Below are 16,208 nucleotides of genomic sequence, written 5' to 3'. Positions count from 1 at the left end.
GAGCGCCCTGATCGGCGCGGGGCTGTATCGATCTGCGGCTCCGTCGCGTGGGCGCGACAAGCCACAACGGGCCCGCAGCCGCAAGACGACACCCAGAGGCAGGTCAGTGGGCACTCAAGCCTTCGCGGGCACCCCGGTCAGTGCCGTCACCACCGGGTCCAGCGCCTGCTGTATCTCGTCCCCGATCGACCGGAAGAACGTCAGGGGCGCCCCGTACGGGTCGTACACCTCGTCCGCCTCCGCGGTGGGCGCCAGGAGCCACCCGCGCAGAGCGGCTGCCGCGCGCACCAGGGCGCGCGCACGTTCGATCATCCCGTCGTCCAGCGGGGGCAGGGTCGCCGGGTCTATCGCCTTCACCAGGCGGGTGAACTCCTTCAGCGTGAAGGTGCGCAGGCCCGCCGAGTGGCCCATGGAGATGACCTGCGCGCGGTGGTCCCGCGTGGCCGTCAGCACCAGGTCGGCCCGGATCACGTGCTCGTCGAGCAGCTCGCGTCCCGTGAAACCGGAGGGGTCCGCGCCGAACTCCGCGAGGACCGCCTCCGCGTTGGCCTCCATGGGCGCGCCCTCGTGGCCCCACGTGCCGGCGCTCTCCACGATCAGACCGCCCCACAGCGGGTCGCCGAGCCGGTCCGCGAGGGCATGCCGGGTCAGCCGCTCGGTGATCGGTGAGCGGCAGACGTTGCCGGTGCTGACATAGAGGATGCGGAAGGCGTCCCGCGAGGCCCCGTTCCAGTGCTGAGCCCCCGCGCCCCCCGTACGCATGCCTATGCCACGCCCCGCGTCAGGGGCTGTCAATTCGCCACCTCGAGGTCGGGGACCACCTTGCGCAGCTCTTCGGCCGACAGCGCGCCCGCGCGCAGCAGGACCGGCACCTTGCCCGTGACGTCGACGATCGACGACGGGACGATTCCGGGGGTGGGGCCGCCGTCCAGGTAGACGGAGACGGAGTCGCCGAGCATCTCCTGGGCGGCGTCACAGTCCTCGGGGGCCGGGTGGCCCGTCAGGTTGGCGGAGGAGACGGCCATGGGGCCGACCTCGGTCAGCAGCTCGATGGCGACCGGGTGCAGCGGCATGCGTACGGCGACCGTGCCACGGGTGTCCCCGAGGTCCCACTGGAGGGACGGCTGGTGCTTGGCGACGAGCGTGAGGGCGCCCGGCCAGAAGGCGTCGACGAGTTCCCAGGCCATCTCGGAGAAGTCCGTGACGAGGCCGTGCAGGGTGTTCGGGGAGCCGATCAGAACGGGCGTGGGCATGCCACGGCCACGGCCCTTGGCCTCCAGCAGGTCGGTGACGGCCTCGGAGGAGAACGCGTCGGCACCGATGCCGTACACCGTGTCGGTCGGGAGGACCACCAGCTCGCCGCGGCGGACGGCGGACGCGGCCTCGCGCAGACCGGTCGTGCGGTCGGTCGCGTCGTTGGTGTCGTATCGCCGAGCCATTTAGCGGGCCTCCTCGTACACGTACTGCTGGGGGTAGAAAGTGGGGTCGACGTTCACGGCGTGGCCCTGCGGGCGGTCGCGAAGCGCGGGCGGTTGTTGAGGTCCGGGTGGTCGGCCGCGTCGGCCCAGCCCCGTTCCTCGGTGAAGATCCACGGCACCTGGCCGCCCTGGGTGTCCGCGTGCTCCACGACGACGACGCCGCCGGGGCGCAGCAGACGGTGGGCGGTGCGTTCCAGGCCCCGGATGAGGTCGAGGCCGTCCTCGCCGGAGAACAGGGCGAGTTCGGGATCGTGGTCCCGGGCCTCCGGAGCGACGTACTCCCACTCCGTGAGCGGGATGTACGGCGGGTTGGAGATGACCAGGTCGACCTGGCCGTCGAGGTCCTGGAAGGCGTCCAGGGCGTTGCCCTGCCGCAGGTCGACCCTGGACCCCTCCATGTTCTTGCGGGTCCACGCCAGGGCGTCCTCGGACAGCTCCACGGCGTGCACCCGGGAGCGCGGGACCTCCTGGGCGAGGGCGAGCGCGATGGCGCCTGAGCCGGTACACAGGTCGACGATCAGCGGCTCGACGACGTCCATCGCGCGGACGGCGTCTATGGCCCAGCCGACGACCGACTCGGTCTCGGGGCGCGGCACGAAGACGCCCGGTCCGACCTGGAGTTCCAGGTAGCGGAAGAAGGCGCGTCCGGTGATGTGCTGGAGCGGCTCGCGGGCCTCACGGCGGGCGATGACCTCCCAGTAGCGGGCGTCGAAGTCCACGTCCTTGACGGTGTGCAGCGTGCCGCGCTTCACGCCGTGCACGAACGCGGCGAGCTCCTCCGCGTCGTTGCGCGGCGAGGGCACGCCCGCGTCGGCCAGCCGCTGGGTGGCCTGGGCCACCTCCGCGAGCAGCAAGCTGCGGGGGCTCGGGGGCCGTCCCCCAATGTTCTGCTGCACGCTGGTCCTCCGGTACTCGTCACTCGTACGGGGCTCGTACGGGGCTTACGCTGCCGCGAGCTTCGCTGCGGAGTCCGCGTCGACACAGGCCTGGATGACGGCGCCGAGGTCGCCGTCCAGCACCTGGTCGAGGTTGTACGACTTGAAGCCGACGCGGTGGTCCGAGAGGCGATTCTCCGGGAAGTTGTACGTACGGATCTTCTCGGAGCGGTCGACGGTGCGGACCTGGCTGCGGCGGGCGTCCGCGGCCTCCTTCTCCGCTTCCTCCACGGCTGCCGCGAGGAGCCTGGAGCGCAGGATACGCATCGCCTGCTCCTTGTTCTGCAGCTGGCTCTTCTCGTTCTGGCAGGAGGCGACGACTCCGGTGGGAACGTGCGTGATGCGCACCGCGGAGTCGGTCGTGTTGACGGACTGGCCGCCGGGACCGGAGGAGCGGTACACGTCGATGCGGAGGTCGTTCGGGTTGATCTCCACGTCGACCTCCTCGGCCTCGGGGGTGACCAGGACACCGGCCGCGGAGGTGTGGATACGGCCCTGGGACTCGGTCGCGGGCACGCGCTGTACGCGGTGCACGCCGCCCTCGTACTTCAGGCGGGCCCAGACGCCCTGGCCGGGCTCGGTGGCACCCTGGCCGCCCTTGGTCTTCACGGCGACCTGGACGTCCTTGTAGCCGCCCAGTTCGGACTCGGTGGCGTCGATGATCTCGGTCTTCCAGCCGACGCGCTCGGCGTAGCGGAGATACATCCGCAGGAGGTCACCGGCGAAGAGGGCGGACTCGTCGCCGCCCGCGCCGGCCTTGACCTCCAGGATGACGTCCTTGTCGTCGTTGGGGTCACGCGGAACGAGCAGCAGGCGCAGCTTCTCGGTGAGCTCCTCGCGCTGCTTCTCCAGTTCCTTGACCTCGGCGGCGAAGTCGGGGTCGTCGACGGCGAACTCCTTCGCCGTGCCGATGTCGTCCCCGGTCTGCTTCCAGGAGCGGTAGGTCGTGACGATCGGGGTCAGCTCGGCGTAGCGCTTGTTGAGCTTGCGCGCGTTGGCCTGGTCGGCGTGGACCGAAGGGTCGGCGACCTTCTTCTCCAGGTCGGCGTGCTCGGTGAGCAGATCCTCGACGGCCTCGAACATGGGGGCTCCTGAAAACGTGTGGTGCGTGGGGGACGGCGGGCGACCAAAAACGCCGGTCCAGGTACGCCCCGGGGGGCGACCGTGGACCGGCGCTGGTGCCTCGCTACTTCGTGGCGCCGGCAGCGGCCTTGCCGAAGCGGGCCTCGAAGCGGGCCACGCGGCCACCGGTGTCGAGGATCTTCTGCTTGCCCGTGTAGAACGGGTGGCACTCGGAGCAGACCTCGGCGCGGATGTTGCCGCTCGTGATCGTGCTGCGGGTGGTGAACGACGCGCCACAGGTGCAGCTGACCTGCGTCTCGACGTACTCGGGGTGGACTTCGCGCTTCAAGGGGTTCTCCTAGGTTCGGGAGGGCTCCGGGTCGCTGCCGCGGGATGCGGATGCGTGAACCGGGGCCGACGTACCAGTCTGCCAGGACTGGCCGCATCCCCCAAAACCGGGGGTTGCCCTTGAGTATTCCCTGCGGCTTCGGGTGCGGGTCCGCTGTGGCTGGTCGTGCCCCGCGGCGGAGCCGCAAATGTCACAGCCCCGCGCCCCTGGAAACGGGGGCTGCGCCCCCTGTGCCTAGCTCACAACACCCGCTGCGTCGCCCTTTGCCGTGCCCTTGGTCGCGGCTGCCGGGATCGGCTGGTCGTTCTTCAGCGCCGTCCAGACCAAGCGGGCCTTGGCCCTGTCGACGATGACCCTGTTGGGGTTGGCCGGGTCGTACTCCACCGGCATGGTGATCATGGTCATGTGGGCGGAGCCGATGCTCTTCAGGCCTGACGCGAAGGAGGTCAGGGAGCGGACCGAGCCGAGGTCCGAGTCGGTCGTGACGGCCTTGGTGGCGGTGTCCGCAAGGTCGAAGAGCTTCTTGGGGTTCGTCAGGACGCCCACGTCCTTGATCTGGTCGACGAGGGCCTTGATGAACGCCTGCTGGAGCTGGATGCGGCCCAGGTCGGAGCCGTCACCGACACCATGCCGGGTGCGGACAAGGCCAAGCGCCTGCTTGCCGTTGAGGCGGTGGGTGCCGGCCTTCAGGTTCAGGTGGCTGTCGGAGTCCTTGATGTCCTTCGTCGTGGTCACCCGGACGCCGCCCAACTCGTCGACGAGCTTCCGGAACCCGGCGAAGTCGACCTCGATGTAGTGGTCCATACGGATCCCGGTGAGCGACTCGACGGTCTTCACCGCGCAGGCGGCGCCCCCCGTGGAGTACGCGGAGTTGAACATCACCCCGGAGGCCGCGTCGTGCGCGACGCCCTTGGCGTCGGTGCACCGGGGGCGGTCGACGAGGGTGTCACGGGGTATGGAGACCACACTGGCCTTCTTGTGACCCTCGTACACGTGGACGATCATCGCGGTGTCCGAGCGGGCGCTGCCGTCGTCCGCGCCGCCGCCGAGCTTCTTGTTGGCGCCGGACCGGGTGTCGGAGCCCAGGACCAGGATGTCCTCGGAGCCGTTGTCGACGTTGGTCGGGCGTTCGGTGCCGAGGACCTGGTTGATGTCGACGCTCTTGATGTTGCCGTTGAGCTTGAAGTACACGTATCCGAGGCCGGTGCCGCCCAGCACGACGATGGCGGCGGCGATCCAGGCGGTGACGAGCAGCGCCCTGGGGTGCTTGCCGCCGGGCGTGCGGCGGCTGCGCCACTTCGCCGGCTTCGCTGGATCAAGCGGATTGCTCTCGGCGGACATGTGCTTCCTTCGGTCTCGTCCGGTCGGTTACCCCCTGCTTTCAGGGACAGTCCTGTTTCCGTCGTAACCGGTCAGTCAGACGGTCATTACGGAAAAAGGGTTGCACAACGCGCTGCGCCCTTCGCGTGGCGCGAAGGGCACAGTGTGTGACCGAACGGATGGGACGTTCCTCGCGAATCGCTCAGAAGACCCTGTTCACCTGCGGATTCAGCTGATGATGTCCCACTGCTTGTAGTCGGTGCCGACGGACTTCGGTGTGCCGAAGATCTCGCTCGTACCCTTGCCGGTGCCCGGGTAGAGGTACATCGTCCCGGCGGGCGTACGAGCCAGGAAGTCGGCCTTTCCGTCGCCGGTCACGTCGCCGGGGGTGACCAGGGTGTTGAAGCCGCCCCAGGTGCGCACCTTGACCCGGGCCGCGAAGGCCTGGGAGCCGGTCTTGCCGTTGCCCTTGAGGAGGTAGCCGACCGAGCCGGTCTTGGTGCGGGCCAGCAGGTCGGCCTTGCCGTCACCGTTGAAGTCGCCGTGGCCGACGATCGAGTTGTACTGGTTCCAGCCGGTGGAGACCTTCGACGGCGTCCCGAAGGTGCCGTTGCCGTTGCCCGGGTAGATCCACAGGGCGCCCGCGGAGTCGACCGAGAGGACGTCGGGCTTGTAGTCGCCGGTGACGTCGCCCGGGGTGATGATCCGGGTGCGGGTCTTCCAGTTGGCGAAGATCGTCTTCGTGGCCCAGCTTCCGGCGCTGCCGTCGGGCTGGGGCACGTAGTGCATCCAGTAGACGGCGCCCGAGGCGCTGTCGCGGAGCACCAGGTCCTGGTAGTCGTCCCGGTTCAGGTCGGTCTGCAGGACGACGTTGACGCCGTCCCAGTTGCCCCAGGGCTCGCTGGCGCCGAAGCTGGTGCCGTTGGAGTCCTTGCTGTAGCCCACCTTGGTGGAGGCGCGGCGCAGCCACAGGTCGGCCCTGTGGTCACCGCTGAGGTTCGCGTCCTCGACCCGCGGGTACACGGCACCGACGTACGAGGTGACCTTCGAGAAGACGCTGTAGGCGCCCTTCGCGACGCAGTCCGTCACACCCCACGAGACGACGCCCACGACCTTGCCCGCGACCACCAGCGGGCCGCCGGAGTCGCCGTTGCAGGTGGTGGTGGTACCGGTGTCGCTGCCGGTGGCGGGCTTGCCCGCGCAGACCATGTGGCCCTTGACGAAGTCGCTGCCGTACGCGCCCGTGCAGGTGGCGTCGGACTGGATGGGCAGCGTGGCCGTCTTCAGTGTCTGGGAGACGGCCTGGGTGGTGGAGGTCGTGCGCCCCCAGCCGAAGACCTTGGCGTTGGTGAGCGCCTTGTAGGAGACGGTGTCACCGGCCGTCGTCATCCGGATCGGCGCGGCCTTCACGGGATACGCGAGCGTCAGGACGGCGATGTCGTTGTCGAACGTCACCGAGCTGTACGACGGGTTGTTCCACTGGCGCCAGACGGGCGAGACGGTTCCGTTCGTGTTCCCGTCGGCGTCCGGAAGCGTCGCGGTACCGGTGACGACGGCACCGTTGGCGTTCCAGTTGTAACCCTTGACGCAGTGTGCGGCGGTGAGGATCTTCGTGGGCGCGATGACGGCGCCGCCACAGAAGAAGTCCACGTCGTCGCCGGTCGCGTCCGGGGTGCCCTTGTCGTCGTAGTACCAGAGCTGAGCCATGTACGGGGCCGCCGAGATGGTGGTCGTCGAACCACCGATGATCTTCGCATCCTTGGTGCCGCCGACGGAACCGGCGGTGAACGCCGTCTTCTTGGAAGCCAGGGTGCCGTCGCCGGTGGCCGCGCCCGCGACGCGCTTCTCCAGCTCCGCGGTGCTGGGCGCACTGCGGCTGAGGTCGGCGGTGGGCTTCGGCAGGGCGGTGGCGGCGCTCGCGGACGACATCATCAGCGCGCCGGTGACCGCGGCGGCGAGGCCGGCGGCGATCATGGGAACGGCGATCCGCACACGACGTCTGTGGCGGCCTTCACCGGACAGGGATATACCCACTCAAGTCCCCCCTAGGGATTGTCAGTTCGGGCACACCACGAGAAACGGCCCGAAGAGCGCGATCGTACACGTGTCCCATACAACACAAAGGGCCACCCCCGTAACAGAGGTGGCCCTTTGCGGACTGCTTGCTGACCGTTTACCGGCCGACCGTCAGTCGTTGTTGTTGTTGCCCGGCGTCGTCTTCTGGATCTGGAGCAGGAACTCGGCGTTCGACTTCGTCTGCTTCATTTTGTCGAGAAGCAGCTCGATCGCCTGCTGCTGGTCGAGCGCGTGCAGCACCCGGCGCAGCTTCCAGGTGACGGCGAGCTCGTCGCTGCCGAGCAGGATCTCTTCCTTACGGGTACCGGACGCGTCGACGTCCACCGCCGGGAAGATGCGCTTGTCGGCAAGCTTCCGGTCGAGCTTGAGCTCGGCGTTGCCGGTGCCCTTGAACTCCTCGAAGATGACCTCGTCCATGCGGGACCCGGTGTCCACCAGCGCGGTGGCGAGGATGGTCAGCGAGCCGCCGTCCTCGATGTTGCGGGCCGCACCGAAGAAGCGCTTCGGCGGGTACAGGGCGGTCGAGTCGACACCACCGGACAGGATGCGGCCGGAGGCCGGGGCGGCGAGGTTGTACGCACGGCCCAGACGCGTGATCGAGTCGAGCAGTACGACGACGTCGTGGCCCAGTTCCACCAGGCGCTTGGCGCGCTCGATGGCCAGCTCGGCGACCGTGGTGTGGTCCTCGGCCGGGCGGTCGAAGGTCGAGGAAATGACCTCGCCCTTCACCGACCGCTGCATGTCGGTGACCTCTTCCGGACGCTCGTCGACCAGGACGACCATCAGGTGGCACTCGGGGTTGTTGATGGTGATCGCGTTGGCGATCGCCTGGAGGATCATGGTCTTGCCGGTCTTCGGCGGGGCCACGATCAGACCACGCTGGCCCTTACCGATCGGCGCGACGAGATCGATGATGCGGGTGGTGAGGATGCCCGGGTCCGTCTCCAGGCGGAGGCGGTCCTGCGGGTACAGCGGCGTCAGCTTGTTGAACTCCGGGCGGCCACGGCCTGATTCGGCGGCCATGCCGTTCGCGGAGTCGAGGCGGACCAGCGCGTTGAACTTCTCCCGGCGCTCCCCGTCCTTCGGCTGACGGACCGCACCGGTGACGTGATCGCCCTTGCGAAGGCCGTTCTTACGGACCTGGGCGAGGGAGACGTACACGTCGTTGGGGCCCGGCAGATAACCCGACGTACGGATGAAGGCGTAGTTGTCGAGGATGTCCAGGATGCCCGCGACGGGGATCAGGACGTCGTCGTCGGCGACCTGCGGCTCGTTGGGGCCGAACTCCTCGCGCCCACGACGGCCCCGGCGGTCGCGGTAGCGTCCGCGACGGCCACGGCGTCCGCCGTCGAAGTCGTCGTCGTCCTGCGGCCCGTTGTCGCGCGGGCCGGTGTCGCGCGGCCCGGTGTCCCGCTGCTGGCGGTCCTGGCGGTCCTGCCTGTCCTGGCGCTCGGGACGGTCCTGGCGGTCCTGACGGCCGCCCGCCTGCTGCTGGCCCTGCTGGGTCCCGCGCTGCTGGGTGCCGCCCTGCTGCTCGTCGCTCTTGTTGCCCCGGCGGTCGCGGTCCCGGCCACGGTCACCGCGGTCCCGGCGTTCGCGGCGGCCCTGGCGGCCGTCACCGTCGACGTCGCCGGCCTGCGTCTCGGCCTTCGGCTCGCTCTTCGCCTCGGCGACGATCGTCTCGGGGCTGCCGGCCTCGGCGGTGGCGCGACGCCTGCGGCGCTCGGCCGGGGCATCGTCTCCCCCACGCTCGGCTTCTCCCCCACGCTCGGCTTCGCTCGCGCGGGAGGGGCCCCCAGCGGGCTGGCCGGGAATCTCGATCTGCTGCTGGGCCACGGCCTTCTCGGCGGGCGCCTCGGCGACCTGCACGGCCGCCTTCTTCTCGGCAGCGGCGGGCGCGGTGTCCTCACCCGTGCGGGTCTTGGAGGTGGCGCGGCGCCTGGGCTTGGTCTCGGCGGCGTCCCCGGCGGGGGCAGCTGCGGCCTTGGGGGTTCCGCCCCCGGCCTGCGCCTCCTTGATGACCTCGATCAACTGGCTCTTGCGCATCCGCGCGGTGCCCTTGATACCGAGGCCGGACGCGACCTGCTGCAGTTCGGCCAGCACCATGCCGTCGAGGCCGGTACCGCGGCGCCGCCGGGAGCCGGCACCCGTGGCAGGCGCGGAGGCGTCCGTGGAGGGCGCCGCAGCGGTCTCCTCGACACGTGCGCCCATCAGATCGGTGGTGTCGCTCACGAAGGGTCCTTCCCTGGAGCGGACGTCGGCCTGTCTGGCACGGCGACCGGTTTTGCTGTCCGGCTTCGGTCCTTCATGAGTGGACCGTGCCGGGGCGGTGGTCCGCCGAAGCGGCGGAAGAGGTTTCTGGTGATGGCGTTTCCCAGAGCCGTGACACTGAAGCTCTGTGTCAGGTGGCTTGGTCACACCGGTTCCGGAGCGTGCCCTGAATGCCGCTCAGTGCCTGCACACGACGAAACGAACGCCGCATGAAACGCAGAGTGGCTTGGGGGGCTCCCGGAAGAATGTCTGTCCCGGACGGGGACACAAAGCACCTCGCCATGGTGGGGTCGGGTGCAGACTTGAGGTTAACACTACCGGATCCAACAAACATTCCCCCTCTCCAAATCCGGCAACCGTATGTAGTTGAATGTCGCAGCGCCGAATGTCGCGGCGCCGGACCCGGCAACGCCGGATGTCGCAAGTTCGCTGGTGCGCGTCCCGTCGATGTCGTCGCCTAGCTCTCTCCGGGGGCCACGAGCGGCAGCACGCTCGCCCCCCGGGCGTCGAGTCCGAGCCGGTTGGCGGCCCAGCCCTCGCCCGCCAGCCGGGAGACCTTGTCGGCGGTGGCCTCGTCGGCCAGAGCCAGGACCGTGGGTCCGGCGCCGGAGATCACCGCGGGGATGCCGTCGGCCCGCAGCCGCTCCACCAGCGCCGTGCTCTCCGGCATGGCGGGGGCGCGGTAGTCCTGGTGCAGCCGGTCCTCGGTGGCGGGCAGCAGCAGCTCGGGACGCCTGGTCAGAGCCTCGACGAGCAGAGCGGCGCGCCCCGCGTTGGTCGCGGCGTCGACGTGCGGGACGGTGCGTGGCAGGAGGCCTCGCGCGGTCTCCGTGAGGACCGGCTTCCCGGGGACGAACACCACCGGAACGACGGAGGCGGCGGGTTCCATCCGGATGGCCCGGGCGGCTCCGGCCTCCATCCAGGAGAGCGTGAACCCGCCGAGGAGACAGGCGGCGACGTTGTCGGGGTGCCCCTCGATCTCGGTGGCGAGTTCGAGCAGCGCCTCGTCGTCGAGACGGCTGTCGCCACCTATGGTGACGGCCCGCGCGGCGACGATGCCGGCGCAGATGGCTGCCGAGGAGGACCCGAGTCCCCGCCCGTGCGGAATGCGGTTGGCGCACACGATCTCAAGACCGCGCGGCTGTCCGCCGAGCAGGTCGAAGGCGGTGCGCAGGGACCGTACGAGGAGGTGGTTCTCGTCGCGTGGGAGGGTCTCGCTGCCCTCACCCGCGATGTCGATGTGCAGCCCGGAGTCGGCCACCCGGACGACCACGTCGTCGTACAACCCCAGCGACAGGCCCAGGGCGTCGAAGCCCGGACCGAGATTGGCGCTGGTGGCGGGGACGCGCACCCGGACGGCGGCGGCGCGGAACGCTGGACCGGCCATCGCTCGATGACTCTCCTTGAGCTGCGATTTCGTCGAAAACTTTCGATACGACACTGGAGAACGGCTACGGGGAAACGGCTGAGGACCTACGCGGAGACCCTCGGGCCGCTGGGGCAACGCGGCGCCGCGCCATACGCGGGGGCATATGCGGCGGGCGGGTTCACTCCAGCTTATCGAAGGAAGGTTCTGTGGCGACATAGGGCGCACAGGAGGCGCACGATGCGTGTCGTAAGCCCCCTGTGCACCCGTCGTAGGGAGTACCCCGGTTCGGGCGATCAGTACGCGGTCTACGCGAGTCCGAGTCGCTCGGCGGCGGTCGCGGCGTCCACCGGGACGACGACCGGCTGCGGGGCGCCCTCGGTGGCCCAGCCCGGGTCCTTCAGGCCGTTGCCGGTGACCGTGCAGACGATGGTCTGGCCCGGGTCGACCTTGCCCTGCTCGGCCGCCTTCAGCAGACCGGCCACGGACGCGGCGGACGCGGGCTCGACGAAAACGCCCTCCTGCGCGGCCAACAGCCGGTAGGCGCGCAGGATCTCACGGTCCGTCACCTCGTCGATGAAACCGCCCGACTCGTCGCGCGCGGCCAGCGCCTGCTTCCAGGAGGCCGGGTTGCCGATGCGGATCGCGGTGGCGAGCGTCGAGGGGTCCTTGACGACCTCGCCGCGCACGATCGGGGCACTGCCGGCCGCCTGGAACCCCCACATGCGCGGGGTACGCCGGGCGATGCCGTCGGCGGCGTACTCGGTGTAGCCCTTCCAGTACGCGGTGATGTTGCCCGCGTTGCCGACCGGCAGGACGTGGATGTCGGGCGCGTCGCCGAGCATGTCGACGATCTCGAAGGCGGCTGTCTTCTGCCCCTCGATACGCACCGGGTTCACCGAATTCACCAGCGCCACGGGGTAGTTGTCGCTCAGGGAGCGGGCGAGGGTGAGGCAGTCGTCGAAGTTGCCTTCGACCTGGAGGATCTTGGCGCCGTGGATCAGCGCCTGCCCCATCTTGCCTAGGGCGATCTTGCCCTGCGGCACGAGAACGGCCGAGACCATCCCCGCGCGCACGGCGTACGCGGCGGCGGAGGCGGACGTGTTGCCCGTGGAGGCACAGATGACGGCCTTCGCGCCCTCCTCCTTCGCCCGGGTGATGGCCATGGTCATCCCGCGGTCCTTGAAGGACCCGGTCGGGTTGGCGCCCTCCACCTTGAGGTGGACCTCGCAGCCCGTGCGCTCGGAGAGCACCTGCGCGGGGACGAGGGGCGTGCCGCCCTCACGGAGCGTCACGACCGGCGTGCTAGCGGAGACGGGCAGCCGGTCCCGGTACTCCTCGATGATTCCGCGCCACTGGTGGGTCATTGCTGGTTACTCTCCTTCAACCCGCATGATGCTTGCGACACCCCGCACGGTGTCGAGCTTGCGCAACGCCTCGACGGTTCCGCCCAGGGCGGCGTCGGACGCACGATGGGTGACGACGACAAGGGAGGCCTCGCCGTCCTTGCCCGTCTGCCGAACCGTATCGATGGAAACACCGTGCTCGGCGAACACGGTGGCCACCTGGGCGAGAACACCCGGTTTGTCGGCGACGTCAAGGCTGATGTGATAGCGAGTGACCACATCGCCCATGCCCGAAACAGGCAGCGCGGCATACGCCGACTCGCCGGGGCCGGTGGTCCCGCTGAGCCGGTTTCGGCACACGGCGACGAGGTCACCGAGCACGGCGGAGGCCGTCGGCGCACCGCCCGCTCCGGGCCCGTAGAACATCAGCTGACCGGAGGCGTCGGACTCGACGAACACGGCGTTGTAGGCGCCGCGCACGGAGGCGAGCGGGTGCGTCAGCGGAATCATGGCCGGATGCACACGCGCGGTGACGGACCGGCCGTCCCCGGCCCGCTCACAGATGGCGAGCAGCTTGATGGTGCAGCCCATGTTCCTGGCGGAGGCGAAGTCGGAGGCGGTGACCTCGGTCATGCCCTCGCGGTAGACGTCGTCGAGGCGCACGCGCGTGTGGAAGGCGATTCCGGCGAGGATGGCGGCCTTGGCGGCGGCGTCGAACCCCTCGACGTCGGCGGTGGGGTCGGCTTCCGCGTACCCGAGGGCGGTGGCCTCGTCGAGGGCCTCCTGGTACCCGGCCCCGGTGGAGTCCATCTTGTCGAGGATGAAGTTGGTGGTGCCGTTGACGATCCCGAGCACCCGGTTCACCTTGTCGCCGGCGAGGGACTCGCGAAGCGGCCGGATGAGCGGAATGGCACCGGCGACGGCGGCCTCGTAGTACAGGTCGGCGTCGTGCTCCTCGGCGGCGGCGTGCAGGGCGGCGCCGTCCTGGGCGAGGAGGGCCTTGTTGGCCGAGACGACCGACGCACCGTGCTCGAAGGCGGCCGTGATGAGGGAGCGCGCGGGCTCGATACCGCCGATGACCTCGACGACGACGTCGATGTCGCCGCGTTTGACGAGGGCGGTGGCGTCCGTGGTCACGAGGGCGGGGTCGATGCCTTCACGCACCTTGGAGGGCCGCCGCACGGCTACCCCGGCAAGCTCGACGGGAGCACCGATGCGCGCGGCGAGATCGTCGGCGTGCGTCGTCATGATGCGCGCCACCTCTGAGCCGACAACCCCACAGCCCAGCAGCGCCACCTTCAGCGGACGCGTACGCATCATCCGACCTCGTTTCCTCATACCGTCTACGGTTCATAAGTCTCACTCACCGGACTGGAGTTTCTATCCAACGTCCGGATCGTGAGATGGCTATTTCGTGTTCCGGGCGGCGGAAGACAGGAGATCTTCCGCCGCCGCCTGCGATTCTGCCGTCATCCCACGTCGAGCCGGAGCAGATCCTCCTCGGTCTCCCGTCGAACGATCACCCGGGCCTCCCCCTCGCGCACGGCGACGACGGGCGGGCGCAGGGCGTGGTTGTAGTTGCTGGCCATGGACCGGCAGTACGCACCGGTCGCCGGCACCGCGATGAGGTCACCCGGCGCCAGGTCGGCGGGCAGGAAGGCGTCCTTGACGACGATGTCCCCGCTCTCGCAGTGCTTGCCGACGACCCGGACGAGCATGGGCGCGGCCTCGGAGGTCCGGGAGACGAGGGCGACGCTGTATTCGGCGTCGTACAGCGCGGTACGGATGTTGTCGGACATCCCGCCGTCGACGGAGACGTAGGTGCGGAGGTTTTCCAGGGGCTTGATGGTGCCGACCTCGTAGAGGGTGAACGCGGTGGGCCCGACGATGGCGCGCCCCGGCTCGACCGAGATACGGGGGGTGCGGAGCTTGGCGGCCTCGCACTCCCGGCTGACGATCTCGTGGAGCGCCTTGGCGATCTCGTGCGGCTCACGGGGGTCGTCGGCGCTGGTGTAGGCGATACCGAGCCCACCCCCGAGGTCGATCTCGGGCAGCTCGACACCGTGCTCGTCACGGATGTCCTTGAGCAACCCGACGACGCGATGGGCGGCAACCTCGAAGCCCGACATGTCGAAGATCTGCGAGCCGATGTGCGAGTGAATGCCAATGAGCTCAAGCCCATCCAGCTGCAACGCCCGCCGCACGGCCTCGGCGGCCTGCCCGCCGGCGAGCGGAACCCCGAACTTCTGGTCTTCATGGGCGGTGGCGATGAACTCGTGCGTATGTGCTTCCACACCCACGGTGATACGAATCTGCACGCGCTGCCGCTTGCCGAGGGACTGTGCGATGTGGGCGACGCGCACGATCTCCTGGAAGGAGTCGAGCACGATCCGCCCGACCCCGGCGCGAATGGCGGTCTCGATCTCGTCGACGGACTTGTTGTTGCCGTGGAAGGCGATGCGGTCGGCGGGCATACCGGCGGAGAGAGCGGTGGTGAGCTCCCCACCGGAGCAGACATCGAGGTTGAGTCCTTCTTCGTGCAGCCACCGGACCACGGCACGCGAGAGAAACGCCTTGCCGGCGTAGAAGACGTCGGCGTCTTCCCCGAAGGCGGTACGCCACGCACGGGCGCGCTCACGGAAGTCGACTTCGTCGATGAGGTAGGCGGGGGTGCCGAACTCCTCGGCGAGCCGGGTGACCTCAATCCCGCCAACGCTGACGACGCCGTCGGGCGTACGGGTGACAGTCGATGCCCAGACCTTCCGGTCCAGGTGATTGAGGTCGGCGGGCGGCGCGGAGGGGTGACCCTCGGGCAGCACATCGGCGTGACGGGGCCCGGCGGGGTGTGCGGAACGGCTCATGGCGGTGCGGCTTCCTCGGTGATGTCAGAGGTGTTCGATGTCAAAGGTGTTCGGGTGCGTCGATGCCGAGCAGGGACAGGCCGCCGGCCAGCACCGTCCCGGCGGCTTCGGCGAGCGCGAGCCGGGCCCGGTGGGCGGCCGAGGGTTTCTCGTCGCCGAGCGGCAGCACGGTGGGGAGGAAGGCGAGCGTGGCATCGGCAAGGGTGACGAGATGCCGGGCGAGCCGGTCCGGGGCGCGGTGGGTGGCGGCGCCGAGGAGGAGGCGGGGGTGGTCGGCGAGGGCGAGGAGAAGAGGGGTCGGTACCGGTGCGTCGGTGAGATCACCGGCGTGCGCGGTGAAGCCGAGGTCGGCGGCGTTACGGCCGAGGGCGCGGGTCCGGGCGTAGGCGTAGCGCACCCGGAAGAGAGGGTTGCTCTCCCGCTGGACCAGATGCTCGGCGCCGATACGGGGCCGGTCGTGCGGCGCGGGGTGGAGAAGAGCCCAGCGGGCGGCGTCGGGGCCGAGGGGGGTGGGGTCGCGGGGGGCCGGGGGAAGGGTGCGGAGGTCAAGACTTCCGACGTCACGGCCATGGTCGTGGTCGCCGTCATGGTCGCCGTCATAGGCGTCGGCGCCACGCTGGAGATGGACGCGGGCGCCTTGGGTGGCGACGATCCGTACGAGCGCGTCGGCGACGACTTCGGCCCGGGGTTCGTACGCGACCGGAAGCCGTACCGACAGCACCTGACCGGCGAGGGCGCCGCTGTGTCCGTAGCGAGGGCCCCGGGCGCGGATCTCCTGTACGAGGGCTGCGGGGGCGGCGCTGTCCAGGCTGATGTTGAGGAATCCGGGCCCGGTGATCTCGACGCCCCGGACGCCGGGCGCGGCACTGATCCGCTCGCGCAGGACTTCGGCGACGTAGCGGGGGGTGCGCCCGGCGGGCCTGGCCAACTGCAGCGCGATGTTCGTGGCGTAGTCCCCGGAACCACCTGGTCCGGGCGCGGCGACGACGGCCCGTGCGGGGACGGCGACACTCAGCTCGCCCGCGTCGACAGCACGACGCACCGCGCACAGCACGGTACGGGAGAGCTCGACGGGGGTCACGGGACAAGCGTATGGGAGGAGGGGGGTGGGTAGGCGAATGCGTTTGGGGCGGGTCCGGCATGT

General features: G+C 69.7%; 13 protein-coding genes. All 13 read right to left on the bottom strand.

Going from position 1 to position 16,208, the window contains the following annotated elements:
* Nucleotides 1-114 precede the first annotated feature (114 nt).
* The 13 genes from IEY89_RS24240 to nrtL all read right to left on the bottom strand — a co-directional run bounded on the left by IEY89_RS24240 (nt 115) and on the right by nrtL (nt 16,145).
* On the bottom strand, nt 115-795 hold the full coding sequence (locus IEY89_RS24240) for an arsenate reductase/protein-tyrosine-phosphatase family protein (protein WP_189149586.1): 681 nt from the start codon (nt 793-795) through the stop codon (nt 115-117).
* Nucleotides 792-1,439 carry an L-threonylcarbamoyladenylate synthase gene (locus IEY89_RS24235; protein WP_189149585.1) on the bottom strand — a complete coding sequence of 216 codons (648 nt, stop codon included), beginning with the start codon at nt 1,437-1,439 and terminating at the stop codon, nt 792-794. Before IEY89_RS24235 ends, IEY89_RS24240 begins: the two co-directional genes overlap by 4 nt.
* Before the next feature lie 53 nt (nt 1,440-1,492).
* A complete protein-coding gene (gene prmC, locus IEY89_RS24230) occupies nt 1,493-2,332 on the bottom strand; it encodes a peptide chain release factor N(5)-glutamine methyltransferase (protein ID WP_189149666.1) in 840 nt (279 codons plus the stop codon).
* 87 nt (nt 2,333-2,419) lie between these two features.
* Nucleotides 2,420-3,496, bottom strand: coding sequence for a peptide chain release factor 1 (prfA, locus tag IEY89_RS24225; protein ID WP_189149584.1), 1,077 nt, complete (start codon nt 3,494-3,496; stop codon nt 2,420-2,422).
* Between the two features lie 103 nt (nt 3,497-3,599).
* Nucleotides 3,600-3,824, bottom strand: coding sequence for a 50S ribosomal protein L31 (gene rpmE, locus IEY89_RS24220; RefSeq protein ID WP_189149583.1), 225 nt, complete (start codon nt 3,822-3,824; stop codon nt 3,600-3,602).
* Between the two features lie 234 nt (nt 3,825-4,058).
* Nucleotides 4,059-5,165 carry an LCP family protein gene (locus tag IEY89_RS24215; protein WP_189149582.1) on the bottom strand — a complete coding sequence of 369 codons (1,107 nt, stop codon included), beginning with the start codon at nt 5,163-5,165 and terminating at the stop codon, nt 4,059-4,061.
* 207 nt (nt 5,166-5,372) lie between these two features.
* Nucleotides 5,373-7,118: a trypsin-like serine protease gene (locus IEY89_RS24210; RefSeq protein ID WP_189149665.1), complete on the bottom strand. Its 1,746-nt coding sequence runs from the start codon at nt 7,116-7,118 to the stop codon at nt 5,373-5,375.
* 213 nt (nt 7,119-7,331) lie between these two features.
* Nucleotides 7,332-9,452: a transcription termination factor Rho gene (gene rho / locus IEY89_RS24205; RefSeq protein WP_189149581.1), complete on the bottom strand. Its 2,121-nt coding sequence runs from the start codon at nt 9,450-9,452 to the stop codon at nt 7,332-7,334.
* 496 nt (nt 9,453-9,948) lie between these two features.
* A complete protein-coding gene (gene thrB, locus IEY89_RS24200; protein ID WP_189149580.1) occupies nt 9,949-10,878 on the bottom strand; it encodes a homoserine kinase in 930 nt (309 codons plus the stop codon).
* A 287-nt stretch (nt 10,879-11,165) separates the two neighbouring features.
* Nucleotides 11,166-12,224, bottom strand: a complete 1,059-nt coding sequence (gene thrC / locus IEY89_RS24195) for a threonine synthase (RefSeq protein WP_189149579.1) — start codon at nt 12,222-12,224, stop codon at nt 11,166-11,168.
* Between the two features lie 6 nt (nt 12,225-12,230).
* A complete protein-coding gene (locus IEY89_RS24190; protein WP_189149578.1) occupies nt 12,231-13,523 on the bottom strand; it encodes a homoserine dehydrogenase in 1,293 nt (430 codons plus the stop codon).
* A gap of 149 nt (nt 13,524-13,672) precedes the next feature.
* A complete protein-coding gene (gene lysA / locus IEY89_RS24185; RefSeq protein WP_189149577.1) occupies nt 13,673-15,064 on the bottom strand; it encodes a diaminopimelate decarboxylase in 1,392 nt (463 codons plus the stop codon).
* A 40-nt stretch (nt 15,065-15,104) separates the two neighbouring features.
* The gene (gene nrtL / locus IEY89_RS24180; protein WP_189149576.1) at nt 15,105-16,145 is read right to left on the bottom strand and encodes an ArgS-related anticodon-binding protein NrtL; all 1,041 of its coding nucleotides are present in this window, start codon (nt 16,143-16,145) and stop codon (nt 15,105-15,107) included.
* Nucleotides 16,146-16,208: the final 63 nt, after the last annotated feature.

Origin of the sequence: Streptomyces lacrimifluminis (assembly GCF_014646095.1) — a bacterium.
Taxonomy (GTDB): Bacteria; Actinomycetota; Actinomycetes; order Streptomycetales; family Streptomycetaceae; genus Streptomyces; species Streptomyces lacrimifluminis.
Note: the sequence above shows the minus strand (reverse complement) of the source record. Positions and strands in the feature narration are given on the sequence as shown.